Source organism: Rhodococcus sp. ARC_M12 (assembly GCF_022810385.1).
GTDB classification, from domain to species: Bacteria; Actinomycetota; Actinomycetes; order Mycobacteriales; family Mycobacteriaceae; genus Rhodococcoides; species Rhodococcoides navarretei.
In genome coordinates, this window is the sequence record NZ_JALGQI010000018.1 from 19971 (window position 1) to 37640 (window position 17670).

Here is a 17670-nt window from a genome sequence, read left to right on the forward strand (position 1 = left end):
GCATGTTGACGCTGCTGATCTACGTCGTCGTCATCGCCGTCGTCGCCGCTGCACTGTTCTTCGTGGCATCGGTGGTGTTCGGTCGCGGTGAGGAACTGGGCCCGTTGCCCGAGGGAACCACCGCGACCGTGCTCCCCGCCGAGGGCGTCACCGGAGCCGACGTGAACTCGCTGAAGTTCCAGCAGACCCTGCGGGGATACAAGCCCAGTGAGGTCGATTGGGCGCTCGAGCGACTCGGCGGCGAGATAGACATGCTGCGGTCGCGACTGTCCGCGGCACAGCAGTCGCAGGACACCATCACCCCGTCCCCGGTCGAGGCAGGACCGGACGAGCGGTGAGCGCGGTCGCCGGACCGGACGGTCGTCTGCGCTGCCCCTGGGGTGCCACCGACGACGACGTGTATCGCAACTATCACGACGTCGAATGGGGGCAGCCGCTGCACGGCCGCAACGAGCTTTACGAGCGGCTCTGTCTCGAAGCGTTCCAGTCGGGCCTGTCGTGGATCACGATCCTGCGCAAGCGTGACAGTTTCCGCACCGCCTTCGCCGGTTTCGATCCGGAGCTGGTGGCCCGGTTCGACGAGGCCGATGTCGAACGACTGATGAACGACGCGTCCATCGTGCGCAATCGGCTCAAGATCGACGCAGCGGTGAGCAACGCGCGCGCCATCGTCGATCTCGAGGACACGGACCTCGACTCCTTGCTGTGGTCTTTCGCGCCCCAACCCAGGTCGGCTCGCCTGACGGAGTTCTCCGATGTGCCCGGCTCGACCCCGGAATCGACGGCTCTGGCCAAGGAACTGAAGCGGCGGGGCCTGCGGTTCGTCGGTCCGACAACCGCTTACGCCTTGATGCAGGCCACCGGAATGGTCGACGATCACCTGTCGGGGTGCTGGGTGCAGGTCGCGAATACCGACTCCGTTTCCCGGTATCGACGGCGATAGGGAAGAATAGGTGTCAACACCCGTCGCCCCGCGACGAATTTATCTTTTAGGCCTAGGCGCCGAGCTGGTGGGCGCAGATCTGGAGGGAGCAGAGGATGGCGGCGATGAAGCCCCGGACCGGGGACGGTCCCCTCGAAGCAACCAAAGAGGGACGAGGAATCGTCATGCGTGTCCCGCTCGAGGGGGGCGGCCGCTTGGTCGTCGAATTGACCCCTGACGAGGCCGCGGCACTCGGTGACGAATTGAAGGGTGTCACCGGCTGATAGCTCTGTCGATCGATCATCGCTCAGCCCCGCTCGCCGTCACGGCAAGCGGGGCTTTGTGTTGTCTCGAAGAGTGTGGGTGCTTTCGATGCGAGAGGGGTGTTCGATGCTGACCGACGTCGTCGACGCGTTGGTGTGCCCGCAGTGTCGAGCACGCGAGCTCGACTCGGGGCTCGGTGTGGGCGACACCGATCGAACGCTGTGGTGCGATCGAGGGCATTCGTTCGATGTCGCCCGGCAGGGCTACGTCAGTTTGCTCACCGGCGACGGTGGCAAGTTCAGCGGCGACTCGGCCGAGATGATCGCGGCGCGTGAGGTGTTCCTGGGGGAGGGGCATTTCGATCCGATCGCGGCAGCGGTCTCGGCGGGTGTCCCGGAGGGCAGTGACGTCGTGCTCGACGTCGGGGTCGGCACCGGTCACTACCTCGCGGCTGTGCTCAACGCCCACGCCGATGCGCGGGGGATAGGCGTCGACGTGTCGAAGTTCGCGGCCAGGCGTGCCGCACGGTCCCATCCGCGGCTGGGGTCCGTGGTCGCGGACATCTGGAGTGGCCTACCTGTGCGGTCGGGCGCACTGTCCGCGGTGACGTGCGTGTTCGCGCCGCGCAACGCCGGTGAACTGAATCGAGTCCTCGTCGACGACGGCGTGTTGGTGGTCGTCACACCCACGTCGCGACACCAGCGTGAGTTGCGTGGACCGCTGGGTCTCATCGGCGTCGAGGAAGACAAGACACGCCGCCTCGGCGAATCGCTGTCCGGTCTGTTCGAGCCGGTGGCCGAATCCCCGCTCGAGTACTCGATGATGCTCTCGCGCAACGATATCGACGCGCTGATCGGCATGGGGCCCTCGGCGCGGCACGGCGACCCCGTTGCTCGGGCAGCTGCGCTGGCGCAGTTTCCCGACACCACCGAAGTCACCGCGTCGGTGACGGTGTCGATCTATCGAGCGACGAATCAGCCGCGCCGCGCCAGCGCGTCGTTGTAGACGGCGAGAGTCTGCTTCGCGATCGATGCCCAGGAGAATTCGGCGACCGCTCGCTCGCGGCCGGCCTTGCCCATCGCTTCCGCGAGTGCGGGGTCGAGGGCTACCTCGTTGACGGTGTCCGCCAGGTTCCGCTCGAAGGCATCGGGTTCGTAGGAGTTGTAATGCACCAGGCGTCCGGTGCGGCCCTCGTCGACGACCTCGGGGATGCCGCCGACATCCGACGCCACGACCGCGGTTTCGCAGGCCATCGCCTCGAGATTGACGATGCCGAGTGGCTCGTACACCGATGGGCAGACGAACACAGCTGCGGCAGAGAGAATCTCGCGAATCTTGTCGGTGGGCAGCATGTCCTTGACCCAGAACACGCCGCTGCGCTGCTGGGCCAGCAACGCCACCGCTCGCTCGGTTTCCGCGGCGATCTCCGGAGTGTCGGGTGCGCCCGCGCACAGTACGAGCTGGATCGACGGATCGAAGTGGTGGGCGGCAGCAATCAGGTGACCCACACCCTTCTGCCGGGTGATGCGGCCGACGAACGCGACGATCGGCTTGTTCGGATCCACCCCGATCTCGTCCAGAGTCGCAGTGCCGTGATCTGCGAACCACCGCTCGGTGTCGATCCCGTTGCGCACCACGTGGACTCGACTCGGGTCGAGGCGCGGATAGGCGTCGAGCACGTCCTTGGCCATGCCCTCGCTGACGGCGATGACGGCGTCGGCGTACTCCACTGCATTCTTTTCCGACCACGACGAGATGCGGTAGCCGCCGCCGAGTTGCTCGGCCTTCCACGGCCGTCGCGGTTCGAGCGAGTGCGCGGTGAGGATGTGCGGAACTCCGTACAGTTCTGCCGCGAGGTGGCCGGCGAGGCCGGTGTACCAGGTGTGCGAATGCACCACGTCCGCCCCCGCTGCCGCGTTGGCCATCCGCAGCTCGGCCGACAGTGTCGTCAGGGCAGCGTTGGCACCGGCGAGTGCAGGATCGGGGTCGTGGACCTGTGCGGTGTCGCGCGGGGCTCCCATGCAGTGGATGTCGACGTCGCACAGCGACTTCAGCTGCGCGGTCAACTCCGTGACATGAACTCCTGCGCCACCGTAGATCTCCGGCGGGTATTCCTTGGTCATCATCGCTACTCGCACGTGAACGAACCTACATTCCCCGGCAGTTGTGCGTGTACTGGTAGCAAGGTTCTCTCGGTGCGGATAGGTTGAGTGGGTGAGGACACAACCGCACGTACTAGGGATTGTGCTTGCCGGCGGAGAGGGTAAGCGCCTTTACCCGATGACCGCGGACCGAGCCAAGCCAGCCGTTCCCTTCGGGGGCGCCTACCGACTCATCGACTTCGTGCTGAGCAATCTCGTCAACGCCGGTTACCTCCGGCTCTGCGTGCTCACCCAGTACAAGTCCCATTCACTGGATCGCCACATCTCGCAGACGTGGCGACTGTCCGGATTCGCCGGGGAGTACATCACTCCGGTCCCGGCACAGCAACGTCTCGGGCCTCGGTGGTACACCGGCAGCGCCGACGCCATCTTCCAGTCGCTGAACCTGGTGTACGACGAGGACCCCGAGTACATCGTGGTCTTCGGAGCCGACCACGTGTACCGGATGGATCCGGAGCAGATGGTGCAGCAGCACATCGACTCCGGTGCGGGCGTCACCGTGGCCGGGATCCGCGTTCCGCGCAGCGAGGCATTTGCGTTCGGGTGCATCGACTCCGACTCCGACGGCAAAATCACCCAGTTCCTCGAGAAGCCGGCTCAACCGCCCGGCACCCCCGACGACCCCGACGTCACGTACGCCTCGATGGGCAACTACGTATTCACCACCAAGGTGCTCGTCGACGCCATCAAGGCCGATTCCGAGAACGTCGACTCCGACCACGACATGGGCGGCGACATCATTCCGGCACTCGTCGAGGCCGGCGTCGCCTCGGTGTACGACTTCAACGACAACGTCGTTCCCGGTGCCACCGAACGCGACCGCGGCTACTGGCGAGACGTGGGCACCATCGACGCCTTCTACGACGCCCACATGGATCTGGTGTCGGTGCACCCCATCTTCAACCTCTACAACCGCCGCTGGCCCATTCGTGGATCGGCCGAGAACCTGCCGCCCGCCAAGTTCGTCCAGGGCGGCTTGGCTCAGGAATCGGTGGTCGGTGCCGGCTGCATCCTGTCGGCTGCCACTGTCCGCAACTCGGTGCTCAGCTCCAACGTCATGATCGACAGTGGCGCGACTGTCGAGGGCAGCGTCCTGATGCCCGGCGTCCGGATCGGCAAGGGTGCCGTCGTTCGGCATGCGATTCTCGACAAGAACGTCGTCGTCGGTGACGGCGAGATCGTCGGCGTCGACCACGAACGCGATCGCGAGCGCTTCAACGTCAGCGCCGGGGGAGTCGTCTCCGTCGGCAAGGGCGTCTGGATCTAGAGCAGAGCCTGCGGCATGTGAGCGGTACTTCGTAGCAGGCTACGAATTACCGCGCACATGCGGCGCAGCCGCTCACGCTCTCGACGCGCAGATCAACCCGTCACCCAGAGGCAGCAGTACCGTCGTCAGGCGCTCGTCCTCGGCGATGGCCCTGGCTGCGGATCGAACGGCCACTGCGGTCGCGTCGCGCTGAGTCGGGTCGGCCACGCGTCCACCCAGTAACGCGTTGTGCAGCACCAGAACTCCGCCGGGGCGCAGGAGTCGAACACTCTCGGCGACGAAGTGCGGATGGTCGGCAGGGCTGGCATCGATGAACACCAAGTCGTAGGTGTCATCGGCCAGTCGGGGGAGCACGTCGAGGGCCCAGCCGTTGATCAGCCGGGTACGCGAAGGCGCAATTCCCCCCGCGCGGAACGCCTCTCGGGCCGCGCGCTGATGCTCCGGCTCGGTGTCGATGGTGGTGAGAACGCCGTCCGCGCGCATCCCGTCGAGCAACCACAGACCGCTGATCCCTGCGCCGGTGCCGATTTCGACGACCGTCTTCGCACCGAGCATCTGGGTGAAAATGGACAGAATTGCGCCGACCGACGGTGGAACCGGGGCGGCACCGAGGTCGACGGCTCGCTCTCTGGCTGCGATGAGAACCTCGTCCTCCTGAGCGGAGTCTTCGGCGTAGGCGAGCATCTTCTCGGCGTTGGTCGGCACGACCCGAGGCTATCGTGCCCCGGGCACAATCTCACGCACACATTCTCAGGTGCGCCTCAGGTGATTCATACCGGACCCACACGCGGGTCCGTCAGGCTGTGGAGGAATCGAAGGTCCGTCTCGATTGCGAAGTGTGAGCTGGAACATCCGAGGGTAGTCGTCGGTTGAATCAGAAGGACGTACGCAGTCCTGAGCAGGAGGATCCAACTATTTACAAGATCAACGGCGATCGCGACACCGCGCGTCTACCCGAGTCCGTACCCACGCCCGACGATCTCAGCGGCACCGCAGTGTTCGATGCGACCGGCGAGGACTCCACCATGCCGTCCTGGGACGAATTGGTTCGCGAACACGGCGACCGAGTCTACCGACTGGCTTACCGGCTGTCCGGCAACGCCCAGGATGCCGAGGACCTGACGCAGGACACCTTCATCAGGGTGTTCCGCTCCCTCTCCAACTACCAGCCCGGCACCTTCGAGGGCTGGTTGCACCGCATCACCACCAACTTGTTCCTGGACATGGTTCGTCGCCGCAGCCGCATCCGGATGGAAGCCCTCCCCGAGGACTACGACCGCGTCCCCTCCGACCGGCCCAACCCCGAGCAGATCTACCACGACGCGCGCCTCGACCCCGATCTGCAGTCCGCACTCGACTCGCTGGCACCGGAGTTCCGTGCCGCAATCGTGCTGTGCGACATCGAAGGACTGTCCTACGAAGAGATCGGTGCGACACTGGGCGTCAAGCTCGGAACGGTTCGCAGCCGCATTCACCGTGGACGCCAGGCGCTACGCGAGTACCTTCGAGTGCACGGGAAGGTCGACTCAGGTCACGCAAGTGTCCACTAGCTACGAGGAGGGTTGGATGACGCAGGCGCGCAAGCGACGGCAATTCAGCTCCACCGAACATCTGGCCAGTGAGGCCGTCGCGGCGTACGTGGACGGTGAACTGCGGATGCCCGCCTACCTCCGTGCTGCTCAACACCTGTCCGAGTGCCCGGAATGCGCCGCCGAGGTCGAAGCCCAGCAGCAGGCCCGCAAAGCGTTGCGCGGGGCGGGTGAGCTGTCCATGCCACACTCGCTGCTCGGGTTGCTCAGTCAGATTCCATCCTGTGCAGGCGAGGACCGGCCGGCCCACACGAAGCGATCGTTCATGTCGGCTGTCGCCGACGTCCGTCGTCGCCGACGCTGACTGCATCGCGATCCACGCGACGACTTCTCACCTGCATCGAGCCGAGCCGACCGCTCGAGTGATACTGAACTCTCACACCGACGTATGCGAGGGGTAACCGGACGCGTGACATCGAATTCGACCAGCACCGAGACGACCGGCACCGACCCGTCGGCGACCGAGCCCGACGGTATGGGTCCGGAAGGTCCACGGTTGCCACCGCGTCCGGTGTATCGACCCTCCGTCGATCCGGTGTCGGCATCGGTGTTCGGACGCCCCGACAACGTCGACGGTTCGTTCTCCGAGCGCAGGCCCGGCGAGGAACTGCCGTCGCGCGTCTCGGTGCGGCCACCCGATCCCATTCTCGCCGAGGCATTCGGACGTCCGGACGACACCGAGGAATCGCTGCAACGTGATCCGAACGCCGAGACCGACAGCGATACCGCCCCGTCGGCTCCGGCCGATCCGTGGCGCGACCCCACCGCTCGGGTGTCCCTCGGCAGCGCGGCGCTCGACACGCCGCCCCCGCCCGTTCTCCCGCCGGGCACCAAGCTCGGTGTGCGCGATGTGCTGTTCGGCCGATCGGTGTCCGTTCGAGCCCTCGTCGTGCTCGGTGTTCTCGCTCTCGTCATCGGGTTGGTCGGCGGCCTCTTCGGGCGCCTCACCGCCGAGGTGACCGGCGCGTTGACCAGCCAGAAAGTGACACTGACCCAGTCCAGTGGCGACGACATCCCGCGCGGGCAGATCAGCAACGTCGCCGACGCCGTCCTGCCGTCCGTGGTGTCGATCCAGGTGACGCTCGGCGAGACCGGCGGCACCGGCTCGGGCGTCGTCATCGCAGGTGAGGGTTACATCGTGACGAACAATCACGTGATCTCGCTGGCCGCATCCGACCCGGAGAACTCGACGTTGGAAGTGACGTTCTCCGACGGCACCAAGGTGCCGGCCGACATCGTCGGCCGCGACACCAAGACCGACCTCGCGGTCCTCAAGACCGATGTCGGCAACCTGACCGTCGCCGAACTCGGTCGTTCCGAGGACGTTCGCGTCGGGCAGGACGTGATCGCCGTCGGCTCACCGCTGGGATTGAACAAGACCGTCACCTCCGGCATCGTCAGCGCGCTCGACCGACCCGTCGCCCTGTCGGGTGAAGGCACCGACACCGACGCCGTCATCGACGCCGTGCAGACCGACGCTGCCATCAACCCCGGCAACTCCGGTGGCCCGCTCATCGACTTCGAGGGCCGGGTGATCGGCATCAACTCGGCGATCCGCAGCGAGAGCGGCGGATCGGTGGGCCTTGGCTTCGCGATCCCGGTCGACGAGGTCTTCGAGGTGACGCAGTCGTTGATCCGAGACGGCGTCATGCGGCACCCGGATATCGGCATCAACGCTCGCTCGGTCATCAACGACACCTCCGCCGGCGCGGAGGTCGCGAACGTCCGCGCCGACGGGCCTGCCCAGCGGGCCGGAATCGTGGAAGGCGACGTCATCACCAAGGTCGGCGATCGCACGGTGGGCGACGCCGACGAGTTGGTCGTTGCCGTGCAGGCCACCACGATCGGTGAGTCGGTTCCGGTGCAGCTCGTCCGCTCGGGACGGCTGGTGGACCTCTCCGTCACGCCGGTTTCGGACTGACGACGTAGGCTGACAGACGTGTTCGGCAACATCGGTTGGGGAGAGCTCGTCATTCTCCTCGTAGCAGCTCTCGTCATCCTCGGCCCGGATCGCCTCCCTGGCGCGATCAGCTGGGTGTCCAAGTCGATTCGGCAGGTCAAGGATTACGCCAACGGTGCCAGCCAGCAGCTCAAGGACGAGCTCGGCACCGATTTCGAGGACTTGCGCAAGCCGCTCGCGGACCTCAACCAACTCCGAGGCATGACCCCGCGGGCAGTGATCACCAAACACCTGCTCGACGGCGACGACTCGGTCTTCAAGAATCCCCTCGACGACACCTTCAAGGGCAAGCCCTTCGACGCCAAGCCGAAGAATTCAGGCGGCCCGACGCCTCAGAACGGCGTGTCCTCGGGCGGTGCGTCCGGCAACACCGTGTCGATGCGCGAGAACGAGCCGAAGTTGTCGGCGGGCGATACTCCGCCGATCGACGCGGACGCGACGTAGCCGGTCTTCGTCCTGCGCCGCATCCCGCCCCTGGTTCTCGTCAATGGACCACTGCACACGTCTGAGCGGTGCAACGGTCCATTCACGCAGTCATGGGTCCGACGTGAATGGACCACTGCACACGTCTGATCGGTGCAATGGTCCATTGACGCGGCAGGGGAAGCGGGCGACGCCGCCCGCCTAGAGTTTGCGCGCCGAGTCGATGCCGAGTGACATTCCGACCAGACCGCGCTCTCGTACTGCCAGTTTCGCAGCCACGGCCTCCAGTGCCTGAGCCGCGGGCGATTCCGGATTGCTCAGCACGATGGGAGTTCCGGCGTCACCGCCTTCTCGGACGGCGGTGTCGAGGGGGATCTGCCCCAGCAGAGGAACGCTCGCACCCACGGCCTTGGTCAGTCGATCCGATACGTCCTGACCGCCGCCGGATCCGAAGATGTCCATGCGGGTGCCGTCGGGCAGCTCGAGCCACGACATGTTCTCCACGACGCCTGCCACGCGCTGCCGAGTCTGCAGGGCAATTGCCCCCGCGCGTTCGGCCACCTCTGCCGCAGCTTGCTGTGGCGTGGTGACCACGAGGATCTCAGCACTCGGAATGAGCTGTGCGACAGAGATTGCCACGTCGCCGGTGCCCGGCGGAAGGTCGAGCAGCAGTACGTCCAGGTCGCCCCAGAAGACATCGGCGAGGAACTGCTGCAACGCGCGGTGCAGCATCGGCCCGCGCCACACGACCGGGGTGTTTCCCTGTGTGAACTGGGCGATGGAGATGAACTTCACGCCGTGTGCCTGGGGCGGCATGATCATCTTCTCGACCTGCGTTGGCTTGGCGTCGTTGCCGAGCATCCGGGGCACGGAGTGACCGTAGATGTCGGCGTCGAGCACGCCGACCGACAGTCCACGAGCGGTCAGTGATGCGGCCAGATTGACCGTCACGCTGGACTTGCCCACGCCCCCCTTGCCCGACGCCACCGCGTACACGCGCGTCAGGGATCCGGGTTGCGCGAAGGGAATGATCGGCTCTGCGGAGTCGCCGCGCAGCGACTTGCGGAGTTCGGTGCGCTGCTCGTCGTTCATCACGTCGAGTTCGACCGTCACCGTGCCGACGCCCGCGACGTCGGCGACCGCGTTCTTGACGCGGTCGCTGATCTCGGTCTTCATCGGGCAGCCGGACGTTGTGAGGTAGATCCCGACCCCGACGGCTCCGTCGTCGGCGATGTCGATGCTCTTGACCATCCCCAGATCGGTGATGGGTTTGCGGATCTCGGGATCGATCACCTTCGTGAGCGCGGTCCGAACGTCGGATTCGGTCAGTACAGCCATTACTTCATGCTAGGCGGTGGGCACTGCGTCGATGGACAGCAGGGCAGCCGGACACCTGATCAGTGAATGCGTGGTAGCTGGTCCGAGGTCGGGATGATGCCGGTGGCGTATCCGGCCGACCATGCGAGCACGTTCGCCACGTAGGCCATCGAGTTGTTGTAGCGCAGGATCGCCTTGGTGGTCGATCCGAGGTCGCGCATATCGGTCCCGTTGTCGCAGAGATACATGCCGGTGGCCAGCGCAGCGTCGTAGAGGTTCTGCGGGTCGGAGACGCCGTCGCCGTTGCCGTCTGCGTGGTAGAGGTTCCACGTCGAGGGCAGGAACTGCATCGGTCCGACTGCGCGGTCGTATTCGGCGTCACCGTCGAGTGCGCCGCCGTCGGTGTCACGAATCACCTGGTTTCCGGCCAGGGTGCCGTTCAGGCGCGGGCCGAGGATGGGCTCGTGCAGCTCGCCCGAGTCGTCGACCTTTCCGTTGTTGGCATGGGTGGACTCGACGCGGCCGATTCCGGCGATGACGGTCCAGCTGATGCCGCAGCCGGGTTGCTGCTGGGCCAGGATTTGCTCGGCGTTCTTGTAGGCGGAGACGTTGACCACCGGAATCGCGATGGGGCTCACCGCGAGGTTGGTGGGGAGCTCGGGTGTGGGCGGGGTCACCGGGGCCGGTGCTGGGACCGGAGCGGGCACCGGCAACTCGGCCTGAGCCACCGGCTGCGCCTGCTGGTCCAGGGCGATGGGCTGCGGAGTCTCGACGACCGAGTTCGATTCCTGCGCGGCCGGAGCCGTCTCGGTGCTGACGAACGGAATGTATTCGGTGGCTCCGGCGCTGGTGGCGGCGGTGACGAGTCCTGCGGGGACGAGTCCTGCCAGAGCAATCACCGAGTTCCGTCGGACCTTGGAATTCGATGCTTTTCTGTGACGACCCACGCGTGCTGTACCTCCTGATTTCCCCGGATGACAACCGGGGCCCGACCTGATGACCGGGATCGAGGGTACCTGATTCGAGACTGTTCCGTTATCGGGCCGTTACCAGGCGCGGAGGCCCGTCTAGTGCAGATCGGTGTCGCCCGACGCGTCGTCGGCCACGCGTGCTGCTGCCTTCTTCCGTGCTTTCTTCGGAATCGCCACGGGCTGCCCGGTCGCCTGCTCGAGTAGCGCCTTGATCTCGTCGAGTTCGCGACGCAGGTAATCGCGGGTTGCGACCTCTCCGACGGCGATGCGCAGTGCTGCGAGTTCGCGGGCGAGGAACTCGGTGTCGGCTTTCGTCTGTTGCGCGCGAGATCGGTCCTCCTCGAGCGAGACGCGGTCGCGGTCGTCCTGCCGATTCTGGGCCAGCAGGATCAGCGGAGCCGCGTACGCGGCCTGGGTCGAGAACGCGAGGTTGAGCAGGATGAAGGGATACGGATCCCACTGCAGGTTGATGGCGACGACGTTGAGGAAGATCCAGACGATCACGATGGCGGTCTGGATTGCCAGGTAACGACCGGTACCGAGGAACCTCGCGGCCTTCTCGCCCGACTTGCCCAGGTCGACGTCGAGGCTGACGTTGAACAACCGCGATCCACGCGGGGTGTCCATTCTCTGGCGTGCTGTTTCTTTCACTGTCCGGCCACTTCCTGATCTCGCCAGTCCTCGGGCAGCAGGTGATCGAGGACGTCGTCCACGGTCACGGCCCCGACCAGGTGGTCCTCGTCGTCGACCACAGGGCCGCAGACGAGGTTGTACGTCGCGAAGTATCGCGTCACGGCGGTGAGGCTGTCGTCGGGGGACAAGCGCGGCAGAGCGCTGTCCACAACTCCGCCGACCAGGCTCGCCGGGGGTTCTCGCAGCAGCTGTTGCAGATGGACGCAGCCGAGGTACGGCCCGGTCGGTGTTGCGGTCGGGGGCCGGACCACGAACACCAGTGACGCCAGCGCGGGTGTCAGGTCGGGGTTACGTACCCGGGCGAGCGCCTCGGCCACCGTGGTCGACGCGGTGAGGATGACGGGCTCGGGGGTCATCAGGCCACCGGCGGTGTCGGGGGAGTGTTCGAGCAGGCGACGGACGGGTGCGGAATCCTCCGGATCCATCAGGCGCAGAAGCGATTCCGCCTCGGTCTCGGGCAGCTCGCCCAGCAGATCGGCAGCGTCGTCGGGGTCCATGGCCTCGAGCACGTCGGCACCACGGTCGACGCCGAGGTAGTGCATCAGCTCCACCTGATCGTCGTCGGGCAGTTCCTGGACGACGTCGGCGAGGCGCTCGTCGTCGAGTGCCCGAGCGACTTCCATACGGCGCTTGACGGGCAGCTCGCGCATCGCGTTGGCCACGTCGGCCGCGCGCAGGTCCTCGAACTGCATGAGCAGCTGCGCCACACCCTGATCGGGCATCGACAGCTCGTTCTGCGTGAGCCCCTGCACGTGCTGCCAGTCCACGACGTGGATCGCACCGCGTCGCGCCAGCCGTTGCCGCTGTTTGCGTACGGCGACCCTGGCCACCACCCAATCCCGCGTTCGGGTGAGCTCGACCCCCAGGTCGACGACGATCGAATCGACGTCGTGCAACTCGTCGAGCTCGGGGTCGTCGACGCGCACCTTGGAGTCGAGGATCTGCGCGAACACAAGAATCTCGTTCGCGCGCTGCGTGAATCGACGCAGACTGACGTTTCCGGTCGTGAGCTGGACCGAGTTGGGCTCGATACTGGTGACTCTGAGCATCGGTACGAAAATTCTTCGCCGAGTTGCCAATTCGACCACGAGGCCGAGGACTCGCGGTTGCGCTCTACCGACGCGCATCGAGATGACCACGTCGCGGACCCGGCCGATCGATTCGCCGTCGGGCCCCAGGACGCCCAGGCCGGCGAGCCTGGCCGCGAATACCTTGCTCAGTGCTGCCATGATGGCAAGGTTAGAGGCTTCGCAATACAGAGGGTGAATCAGACAGGGGTTGTGCTTTCGTGAGTGCTTCGGGCATGCGGCGGTCGGTACTGGCCGTTCCGGGCAGTTCGGACAAGATGATCGCCAAGGCCAAGGGTCTTCCTGCCGACGCGATCTTTCTCGATCTCGAAGACGCCGTCGCGCCGATTGCGAAGGTCGAGGCACGGGCGCGCATCGTCGACGCCCTGAACTCCGACGGCTGGGGCGATCAGCTCAAGGTCGTACGCGTCAACGACTGGACGACCCAGTGGACGTACGGCGACGTCATCGATGTCGTCTCCGGTGCCGGACGCACTCTCGACGCCATCCTGCTGCCCAAGGTCGAGTGCGCCGCGCATGTGCAGGCGCTGGACCTACTGCTCACTCAGATCGAGAGGGAGCACGGACTCGACGTCGGCGCCATCGGAATCGAGCCGCAGATCGAGAGCGCGCGCAGTCTGCGCAACATCGACGAGATCGCGACCGCGAGCCCCCGGGTGCAAACCCTGGTGTTCGGTCCCGCGGATCTGATGGCCAGCGTGAACATGCGCACCCTTGTCGTCGGTGAGCAGCCGGTCGGATACGACACCGGCGACGCCTACCACCACATTCTGATGACCATTCTGCTCGCGGCCCGGACGCACGGCTTGCAGGCGATCGACGGGCCCTACCTGCAGATTCGCGATCTCGACGCCTTCCGACGGGCAGCGGGCCGCACGGCCGGTCTCGGTTTCGACGGCAAGTGGGTGCTGCACCCGACGCAGATCGAGGCGGCCAACGAGATCTTCGCGCCGCGTCAGGCCGATTACGACAAGGCCGAGATGATTCTCGACGCGTACGAGTTCCATACGTCCGCGGCAGGCGGTGGTCGCGGCGCGGTGATGCTCGACGACGAGATGATCGACGAGGCGAGTCGCAAGATGGCGCTCGTGGTCTCGGCGAAGGGGCGAGCGGCCCGAATGACGCGCACGACGGCCTTCGTCGCGCCCTCGTCCTGATCGAGCCGCCCGCGCTGTGAACCGGCACAACGGGTGTGCCGGGTGTCCGTTTCGGGGCACAATGGAGTCATGACCAATCCCCTCTCGCAGTCCGGCCGCCCCGGGCAGGGCCTGCCGACGCCGCCTTCCGGTTGGCCCATCGGCTCGTATCCCACCTACGCCGAGGCCCAGCGTGCCGTCGACTATCTGTCCGACGAAGAGTTCTCGGTACAGGACGTGACGATCGTCGGCGTCGATCTGATGCAGGTCGAACGCGTTCTCGGACGCCTCACGTGGCCCAAAGTGATTGGTGGAGGCATTGTTTCGGGCGCATGGCTCGGTGTGTTCCTCGGTCTGGTGCTCGGAATCTTCAGCGAGAACATCTTCGGAGCCCTGCTCATCGGCGTCGGCGGTGGCATCATCTTCGGTTTGATCTCGGCGTCCATTCCGTATGCGGCCACCAAGGGGCAGCGAGATTTCGCGTCGAGCATGCAGTTGGTCGCGGGCCGGTACGACGTCCTCTGTGAGCCCCGAACCGCGGAGAAAGCACGCGACCTGCTCGCCAAACTGTCGATCTGATCACACCTGGTGGACGACCAGGCAACCGACAGGTAACGGAATAGCCCCAAATCGCCCTCGATGCCAGTGAGTTCGGTTACGTTTCTTTCGTGCACGGCAGTCTCACCCAGTGTGCTGCGCGAGTAACTGAACGTACGGAGGCGGAAAGTGCCGAGACATCGTGGTCGTAGGCGTGGAAAAGCAACGAGGATAGGGGTGTTGGCGGCAGCGGCTCTGGTGACGAGTCCGTTGCTCGCAGCGTGTGGTTCGTCCGACAGTTCGGTTCCGGTTCTGAGTTTCTACACTGCCGCAGACGGCGCAGAGCAGTACGCCGCTGCGGCTCAGCTGTGTTCGGACGCCTCGAACGGTCGATACCGCGTGGAGCAGAGAACTCTGCCCAAGAGCGCGAACGATCAGCGACTCCAACTCGCACGGCGTCTCGCCGGAAACGACAAGACGCTGGATCTGATGACGCTCGACGTGGTGTGGACGGCCGAATTCGCCGAAGCCGGATGGGCATTGCCCGTTCCCGAGGACCTGTCTGCGAAGCTACGCGACGGCTCCACACTCGAAGGCCCCCTCGCCACGGCGGAATGGCAGGACCAGCTGTACGCGGTTCCGCTCAACTCCAACACCCAGTTGCTGTGGTACCGACCGGACGTGGTTCCCGACGGTGCCCCTCCGCAGACCTGGGACCAGATGATCGACATAGCCGAGGCCAACGCGGCCGCCGGTCAGCCGTCGGAGATCGGCGTCCAGGCCAAGCAGTACGAGGGCTTCATGGTCTGGTTCAACTCGCTGCTCGAGAGCGCGGGCGGGTCGGTCGTCGGTGAAGACGGAACGACGGTGACCCTGAACGACACTCCCGAGCACCGCGCCGCCACCGAGAAAGCCCTCGAGATCATCAAGCGGGTCGCCACCGCCGACGGCCGCGATCCATCGGTCTCGCAGAGCGACGAGGGAACCGCCCGGCTCGGCATGGAAGCGGGACGGATGGCCTTCCAGGTCAACTACCCCTTCGTGTTGCCCGGCCTGAAGGAGAACGCCGCGGCGGGCGCGGTGTCGTTCCTCGATCTGTCCGGTGTGCCTGCCGATCAGCAGGACGCGCGGATCGCCGAGGTGTTCCGTAGCGCTCCGTACCCGGAGGTGAATCCCGGTGAGCCCGCGAAGGTCACCATCGGTGGGTTCAACATAGGCGTCGCGAAGACCACCCAATACGAGGACCTCGCATGGGAGGCCGTCGAGTGCCTCACCAACGAGGAGAACCAGCGCAACAACGCCGTCAACGGTGGTGTGCCGCCGGTGCTTGCACGCCTGTACGACGATCCGGAGTTCCAGGCCGTCTATCCCGCGTGGGAAGGGGTTCTCGGCTCCATCGAGTCGGCAGCCGTGCGGCCCGTTTCGCCTGCGTACCAGAGCATCTCGATTCTGCTGACCGATGCGCTCAACCCGCCGCAGGACATCGACCCGGTGGCCGACGTGGACAAGCTCGCAGATCTGGTCACCAAGGCCGTCAATTCCGAAGGGTTGATTCCATGAGTGCTCCTACCGAGTCGCAGCCTCAGTCGCAGCCCGCCGACAAGCAGGCTGCCCTGAAGAACGTCTCCGACGGCAAGAAGGCCGAACGTCGGCTGGGGCTGTTGCTCATCGCACCCGCCGCCCTGCTGATGATCGCGGTGACCGGATATCCGATCATCTACGCGTTCTGGCTCAGCCTGCAGAAGTACAACCTCGCGTTTCCCGAGGATCGTGAATTCGTCGGTGTCTCCAACTACGTGACGGTGCTCTCCGACGGTTACTGGTGGACGGCCTTCAGCGTCACGGCCGGCATCACGATCATCTCGGTGATCATCGAGTTCATCCTCGGCCTCGCGGTGGCTCTGGTCATGCACCGCACCATCTTCGGCCGTGGACTGGTACGCACCGTGGTGCTCATTCCGTACGGCATCGTGACCGTCGCCGCGGCGTACAGCTGGTACTACGCCTGGACCCCGGGCACCGGCTACCTCGCGAATCTGCTGCCCGACGGCAGTGCCCCACTCACCGAGCAGTTCCCATCCCTGGCCATCGTCGTGCTGGCCGAGGTGTGGAAGACGACGCCGTTCATGGCGCTGCTGCTCTTGGCAGGGCTGGCGCTGGTGCCCGACGATCTGCTCAAGGCAGCCGAGGTCGACGGGGCAGGCGCGTGGACCAGGTTGATGCGCATCACGATCCCGTTGATGAAGCCGGCGATTCTCGTCGCGGTGCTCTTCCGCACCCTCGACGCGTTCCGCATCTTCGACAACATCTACGTCCTGACCCGAGGTAGCAACGAAACCGGATCGGTCTCGATCCTCGGTTACAACAATCTGTTCGGTGCGTTCAACCTCGGACTCGGGTCGGCGATCAGCATCCTGATCTTCTTCTGCGTCGCGATCATCGCGTTCGTGTTCATCAAGTTGTTCGGTGCCTCGGCACCGGGATCCGACGACGGAGGCCGCAAGTAATGACCACTGTTACGCCTCGCAAGAAGGTCGGTTGGACGGTCGTCAACGTCCTCGTCCTGATCTACGCACTCGTTCCGCTGCTGTGGATCATCAGTCTCTCGTTCAAGTCGACGGCGACCATCGCGGACGGCAAGTTCATCCCTACTTCGATCACCTTCGACAACTACAAGGGCATCTTCCAGACGAACCAGTTCACCTCGGCCCTGGTGAACTCCATCGGCATCGGTCTGATCACCACGGTGATCGCCGTGGTGATCGGCACGATGGCCGCGTACGCCGTTGCTCGCCTGGACTTTCCGGGCAAGAAGGCACTCGTCGGTGCGGCACTGCTGATCGCGATGTTCCCCCAGATCTCCCTGGTGACACCGCTGTTCGACATCTCCCGCTCGCTGGGACTGTTCGACACCTGGCCGGGACTGATCATCCCGTACATCACCTTCGCGTTGCCGTTGGCGATCTACACCCTGTCGGCGTTCTTCCGCGAGATTCCGTGGGAGCTGGAGAAGGCAGCGAAGATGGACGGCGCGACGCCCGCACAGGCGTTCCGCAAGGTCATCGCCCCGCTGGCCGCACCCGGCATCGTCACCGCCGCCATCCTGGTGTTCATCTTCGCCTGGAACGACCTGCTGCTCGCCATCTCGCTGACGGCGACGGAACGTTCGGTCACCGTCCCGGCGGCCATCTCGCAGTTCACCGGTAGCTCTCAGTTCGAGGAGCCCACGGGATCGATCGCGGCGGCCGCCGTCGTCATCACGATCCCGATCATCATTTTTGTGCTCTTCTTCCAACGACGTATCGTGGCGGGCTTGACGTCCGGCGCAGTGAAGGGATAAC

General features: G+C 65.3%; 20 protein-coding genes. 14 read left to right on the top strand and 6 right to left on the bottom strand.

Annotation, left to right across the window (positions count from 1 at the left end):
• The first annotated feature begins 2 nt into the window (after positions 1-2).
• From MTX35_RS21085 to MTX35_RS21100, 4 genes are all read left to right on the top strand, one after another.
• Positions 3-338 (top strand): DivIVA domain-containing protein, encoded by a 336-nt coding sequence (locus MTX35_RS21085; RefSeq protein WP_243596846.1) that lies wholly within the window; start codon positions 3-5, stop codon positions 336-338.
• The gene (locus MTX35_RS21090) at positions 335-943 is read left to right on the top strand and encodes a DNA-3-methyladenine glycosylase I (RefSeq protein ID WP_374230341.1); all 609 of its coding nucleotides are present in this window, start codon (positions 335-337) and stop codon (positions 941-943) included. Before MTX35_RS21085 ends, MTX35_RS21090 begins: the two co-directional genes overlap by 4 nt.
• A 95-nt stretch (positions 944-1038) precedes the next feature.
• Positions 1039-1206 (top strand): DUF3117 domain-containing protein, encoded by a 168-nt coding sequence (locus tag MTX35_RS21095; RefSeq protein WP_008714277.1) that lies wholly within the window; start codon positions 1039-1041, stop codon positions 1204-1206.
• A 106-nt stretch (positions 1207-1312) separates the two neighbouring features.
• A complete protein-coding gene (locus MTX35_RS21100) occupies positions 1313-2191 on the top strand; it encodes a methyltransferase domain-containing protein (RefSeq protein ID WP_243596847.1) in 879 nt (292 codons plus the stop codon).
• Here MTX35_RS21100 and glgA read toward each other — a convergent pair.
• Positions 2161-3324, bottom strand: coding sequence for a glycogen synthase (glgA, locus tag MTX35_RS21105; RefSeq protein WP_243596848.1), 1164 nt, complete (start codon positions 3322-3324; stop codon positions 2161-2163). The genes MTX35_RS21100 and glgA overlap by 31 nt on opposite strands.
• A 76-nt stretch (positions 3325-3400) precedes the next feature.
• On the opposite strand from glgA, the gene glgC reads away from it, so the two are divergent.
• The gene (gene glgC, locus MTX35_RS21110; RefSeq protein WP_243596849.1) at positions 3401-4615 is read left to right on the top strand and encodes a glucose-1-phosphate adenylyltransferase; all 1215 of its coding nucleotides are present in this window, start codon (positions 3401-3403) and stop codon (positions 4613-4615) included.
• Positions 4616-4687: 72 nt separating this feature from the next.
• Here glgC and MTX35_RS21115 read toward each other — a convergent pair whose 3' ends face one another.
• Complete coding sequence (locus tag MTX35_RS21115) at positions 4688-5299, bottom strand: O-methyltransferase (protein ID WP_032365496.1); 612 nt, start codon at positions 5297-5299, stop codon at positions 4688-4690.
• Between the two features lie 239 nt (positions 5300-5538).
• Between MTX35_RS21115 and sigE the strand changes: the two genes are divergently transcribed.
• The 4 genes from sigE to tatB all read left to right on the top strand — a co-directional run bounded on the left by sigE (position 5539) and on the right by tatB (position 8608).
• A complete protein-coding gene (sigE, locus tag MTX35_RS21120) occupies positions 5539-6165 on the top strand; it encodes an RNA polymerase sigma factor SigE (protein WP_243596927.1) in 627 nt (208 codons plus the stop codon).
• A gap of 16 nt (positions 6166-6181) precedes the next feature.
• Positions 6182-6508 (top strand): anti-sigma factor, encoded by a 327-nt coding sequence (locus MTX35_RS21125; protein WP_243596850.1) that lies wholly within the window; start codon positions 6182-6184, stop codon positions 6506-6508.
• Positions 6509-6592: 84 nt separating this feature from the next.
• A complete protein-coding gene (locus MTX35_RS21130; protein WP_374230342.1) occupies positions 6593-8125 on the top strand; it encodes a S1C family serine protease in 1533 nt (510 codons plus the stop codon).
• Positions 8126-8143: 18 nt separating this feature from the next.
• The gene (gene tatB, locus MTX35_RS21135; RefSeq protein ID WP_243596851.1) at positions 8144-8608 is read left to right on the top strand and encodes a Sec-independent protein translocase protein TatB; all 465 of its coding nucleotides are present in this window, start codon (positions 8144-8146) and stop codon (positions 8606-8608) included.
• Positions 8609-8788: 180 nt separating this feature from the next.
• Here tatB and MTX35_RS21140 read toward each other — a convergent pair whose 3' ends face one another.
• The 4 genes from MTX35_RS21140 to MTX35_RS21155 form a co-directional block, all read right to left on the bottom strand.
• Complete coding sequence (locus tag MTX35_RS21140; protein WP_243596852.1) at positions 8789-9925, bottom strand: Mrp/NBP35 family ATP-binding protein; 1137 nt, start codon at positions 9923-9925, stop codon at positions 8789-8791.
• A 59-nt stretch (positions 9926-9984) separates the two neighbouring features.
• Complete coding sequence (locus tag MTX35_RS21145) at positions 9985-10851, bottom strand: lytic transglycosylase domain-containing protein (RefSeq protein WP_243596853.1); 867 nt, start codon at positions 10849-10851, stop codon at positions 9985-9987.
• A gap of 120 nt (positions 10852-10971) precedes the next feature.
• On the bottom strand, positions 10972-11502 hold the full coding sequence (locus MTX35_RS21150) for a DUF1003 domain-containing protein (RefSeq protein WP_243596929.1): 531 nt from the start codon (positions 11500-11502) through the stop codon (positions 10972-10974).
• Positions 11503-11522: 20 nt separating this feature from the next.
• Positions 11523-12797: a magnesium transporter MgtE N-terminal domain-containing protein gene (locus tag MTX35_RS21155; protein ID WP_243596854.1), complete on the bottom strand. Its 1275-nt coding sequence runs from the start codon at positions 12795-12797 to the stop codon at positions 11523-11525.
• A 74-nt stretch (positions 12798-12871) separates the two neighbouring features.
• On the opposite strand from MTX35_RS21155, the gene MTX35_RS21160 reads away from it, so the two are divergent.
• The 5 genes from MTX35_RS21160 (at position 12872) to MTX35_RS21180 (ending at position 17669) form a co-directional block, all read left to right on the top strand.
• The gene (locus MTX35_RS21160) at positions 12872-13813 is read left to right on the top strand and encodes a CoA ester lyase (protein ID WP_243596930.1); all 942 of its coding nucleotides are present in this window, start codon (positions 12872-12874) and stop codon (positions 13811-13813) included.
• 69 nt (positions 13814-13882) lie between these two features.
• Complete coding sequence (locus tag MTX35_RS21165; RefSeq protein WP_008714301.1) at positions 13883-14371, top strand: general stress protein; 489 nt, start codon at positions 13883-13885, stop codon at positions 14369-14371.
• A 195-nt stretch (positions 14372-14566) separates the two neighbouring features.
• Positions 14567-15889 carry an extracellular solute-binding protein gene (locus tag MTX35_RS21170; protein ID WP_308198157.1) on the top strand — a complete coding sequence of 441 codons (1323 nt, stop codon included), beginning with the start codon at positions 14567-14569 and terminating at the stop codon, positions 15887-15889.
• Complete coding sequence (locus MTX35_RS21175) at positions 15886-16836, top strand: carbohydrate ABC transporter permease (RefSeq protein WP_243596855.1); 951 nt, start codon at positions 15886-15888, stop codon at positions 16834-16836. The genes MTX35_RS21170 and MTX35_RS21175 overlap by 4 nt, the downstream gene beginning before the upstream one ends.
• Positions 16836-17669 (top strand): carbohydrate ABC transporter permease, encoded by an 834-nt coding sequence (locus MTX35_RS21180; RefSeq protein ID WP_243596856.1) that lies wholly within the window; start codon positions 16836-16838, stop codon positions 17667-17669. Before MTX35_RS21175 ends, MTX35_RS21180 begins: the two co-directional genes overlap by 1 nt.
• The last annotated feature ends 1 nt before the right edge of the window (position 17670 follow it).

Excerpts from the sequence above, each read along its gene's own strand:
- MTX35_RS21085 (WP_243596846.1), top strand. The coding sequence starts at position 3 with ATGTTGACGCTGCTGATCTACGTCGTCGTCATCGCCGTCGTCGCCGCT.
- MTX35_RS21095 (WP_008714277.1), top strand. The coding sequence starts at position 1,039 with ATGGCGGCGATGAAGCCCCGGACCGGGGACGGTCCCCTCGAAGCAACC.
- MTX35_RS21100 (WP_243596847.1), top strand. The coding sequence starts at position 1,313 with ATGCTGACCGACGTCGTCGACGCGTTGGTGTGCCCGCAGTGTCGAGCA.
- MTX35_RS21115 (WP_032365496.1), bottom strand. The coding sequence starts at position 5,299 with ATGCTCGCCTACGCCGAAGACTCCGCTCAGGAGGACGAGGTTCTCATC.
- MTX35_RS21125 (WP_243596850.1), top strand. The coding sequence starts at position 6,182 with ATGACGCAGGCGCGCAAGCGACGGCAATTCAGCTCCACCGAACATCTG.
- MTX35_RS21130 (WP_374230342.1), top strand. The coding sequence starts at position 6,593 with ATGCGAGGGGTAACCGGACGCGTGACATCGAATTCGACCAGCACCGAG.
- MTX35_RS21140 (WP_243596852.1), bottom strand. The coding sequence starts at position 9,925 with ATGGCTGTACTGACCGAATCCGACGTTCGGACCGCGCTCACGAAGGTG.
- MTX35_RS21150 (WP_243596929.1), bottom strand. The coding sequence starts at position 11,502 with ATGGACACCCCGCGTGGATCGCGGTTGTTCAACGTCAGCCTCGACGTC.
- MTX35_RS21155 (WP_243596854.1), bottom strand. The coding sequence starts at position 12,797 with ATGGCAGCACTGAGCAAGGTATTCGCGGCCAGGCTCGCCGGCCTGGGC.
- MTX35_RS21160 (WP_243596930.1), top strand. The coding sequence starts at position 12,872 with ATGCGGCGGTCGGTACTGGCCGTTCCGGGCAGTTCGGACAAGATGATC.
- MTX35_RS21165 (WP_008714301.1), top strand. The coding sequence starts at position 13,883 with ATGACCAATCCCCTCTCGCAGTCCGGCCGCCCCGGGCAGGGCCTGCCG.
- MTX35_RS21175 (WP_243596855.1), top strand. The coding sequence starts at position 15,886 with ATGAGTGCTCCTACCGAGTCGCAGCCTCAGTCGCAGCCCGCCGACAAG.
- MTX35_RS21180 (WP_243596856.1), top strand. The coding sequence starts at position 16,836 with ATGACCACTGTTACGCCTCGCAAGAAGGTCGGTTGGACGGTCGTCAAC.